Origin of the sequence: Streptomyces sp. SID5464, assembly GCF_009862985.1 — a bacterium.
In the GTDB taxonomy this organism is placed as follows: domain Bacteria; phylum Actinomycetota; class Actinomycetes; order Streptomycetales; family Streptomycetaceae; genus Streptomyces; species Streptomyces chartreusis_D.
Genome location: NZ_WWIQ01000011.1, coordinates 1 through 2,300, shown reverse-complemented (window position 1 = coordinate 2,300; position 2,300 = coordinate 1). Strand labels below are relative to the sequence as shown.

The window sequence follows — 2,300 nt, the reverse complement described above, 5'->3', positions numbered from 1 at the left end:
GACATCACCTGGCCCGTGCTGCTGCCCGAAACCCAACCGGTCGAACTGCCCCTCGACCCGCTGGTCGCGGCGTCCGGCACGGCACCGGACAGTGGTTCGGACGACCGGCTGGAGCGGCGCTTCTGGCGCCTGGTGAAGGACGGGGAGGCCGGTGAGCTGGCCACGTTGCTCGGCCTCCGCGAAAGCCGGGTGACCGACGCCCTCCACGAGGTACTGCCCGCGCTGTCCAACTGGTGGCAGGAGCGCCGGGAAGGCACGGTCGCCGAGTCGTGGCGATACCGCGTCACCTGGGATCGCGCACCGCGGACGTCGCGCACGGCGGCACTGTCCGGTACCTGGCTGGTGGTCGTGCCCCGTCACCTGGCGGACGACGAGCTCGTCGTCGGCTCCCTCAAGGCCCTGACCCGGTACGGGGCCGCCCCGGTGCCGCTGCTCGTCGACACCCGGGACGGCGACCGCGGGGGATTGACGGAACTCCTGCGCAGTGACGCCGACAGCCTGACGGAGGGCGGCGAGGTCGCGGGCGTGCTGTCGTTCCTCCCGCTCGACGAGTCTCCGCATCCGCGGCATCCCGTGGTGCCCGCGGGTCTGCTGGCCACCGTCGAACTGGTGCGGGCACTGGACGCCGCGCCGTTCCCGGCCCGGCTGTGGTCGGTGACCAACGGCGCGTTCTCCGTCGCCCCCGACGAGGTCCCGGCCCACCCGGTGCAGGCTCATGTCTGGGGCCTCAGCAGGGCCGCCGGCCTGGAGAACCCGCAGTGCCTTGCGGGGATGGTCGATCTGCCGCCCGTCTTCGACGACCGTGCCGCCGCCCTGCTGTGCGGGGTGCTCGCCGACCCCGGCGACGAGGACCAGGTCGCCGTGCGCGGGACCCAGGTCCTGCTGCGCCGGCTGAAGCGCGCACCGCTCCCGGACACCGCGCAGCCCGCGCCCTGGCGTCCCGAGGGCACCACGCTGGTCACCGGCGGCACCGGCGCCCTCGGCGGTCACATCGCCCGGTGGCTCGCCTACCACGGGGCCCCTCACCTGCTCCTCGTCAGCCGCCAGGGCGAGAGCGCTCCGGGCGCCGCCGAACTGGTCGCGGAACTCGAGGGACTGGGCTCCTCGGTCACCTTCGCCGCGTGCGACGCCGCCGACCGAGACGCGCTGGCGCGCGCCATCGACGGCATTCCGGCCGAGCATCCGCTCACCGCCGTGATGCACACGGCCGGCGTCGTGGACGACGCACCGGTGAACGAGATGACCGCCGGCCAACTGGAGCGCGTACTGCGCCCGAAGTCCGGTGCCGTGGCCAATCTCCGCGAGCTGACCGGGAAGTTCGACCTCTCCGCGTTCGTGCTGTTCTCCTCCGCGGGCAGCCTGCTGCCGAGCGTGGGCCAGGGCGCCTACGCGGCGGGCAACGCCTATCTCAGCGCCCTCGCCGCGCACCTGCGGGCAGAAGGGGTCCCGGCTCTTTCGGTCGCCTGGGGAGCATGGTCCGGCGGCGGAATGGCCGGCAAGGAGGACTTCGCCAGGTTCATCAGCCACCGGGGGATGGACCTGATGACCCCGCACCTCGCGGCCACGGCGCTTCAGCAGGCGCTCGATCACGGCGACACGGACGTGATGGTCGCGAACGTCGACTGGGCCCGGTTCGGGAAGGTCCTCAACGCCATTCGCCCCCACCCCATGGTGTCCGAGTTGGTCGGCGGTCCGGCGCGGGCGGCGGCTGCCGACCAGGAGCAGCAGCCTGCCCTGCCGGCCCGGCTGGCCGGACTGGCGCCGCAGCAGCGGCTCGACACGCTGCTGGACCTCGTCTGCGCCGAGGTCTCGACCGTCCTCGGCTACGCGAGGACCGAACGGGTCGTCCCCGGCCAGGCTTTCCGAGACCTGGGCTTCGACTCGGTGATGGGCATCGAGCTGCGCAACCGGCTCAACAAGGCGACGGGTCTGCGGGTGTCCCCCACCGCCGTCTTCGACCACCCGACGTCGGAGGCACTGGCGCGGCACCTCCTCGACGAACTCGCCACGGGATCCACGCCCTTCACCGAAACCGGCGGCGAGCCGGTGAACGGAACCCCGGCAACGGCCTCCCCAGTGGCACGCCACGCCCCGTCGGCCGGGAGTGAGATCGACTCCATGAGCATCGAGGAAATGATCCGCATGGCACGCGGCGACCGTCCTGACCCCGTTGATGAGAGCGAGTAATTCACGATGAATGCTGCGAACAACGAGCTGGTCGAGGCGTTGCGTGCCTCGTTGAAGGAAACCGAGCGGTTGCAGCGGGAGAACGACCGCATGGTGGAGAGGGCTCGGGAGCC

Annotated in this window: 1 protein-coding gene; it reads left to right on the top strand. The window is 72.0% G+C overall.

The window, feature by feature from the left end:
* Positions 1–2,187, top strand: a 2,187-nt coding sequence (locus GTY47_RS12470) for an SDR family NAD(P)-dependent oxidoreductase (protein WP_010045468.1), incomplete at its 5' end; no start/stop codon positions are given.
* Positions 2,188–2,300 lie beyond the last annotated feature (113 nt).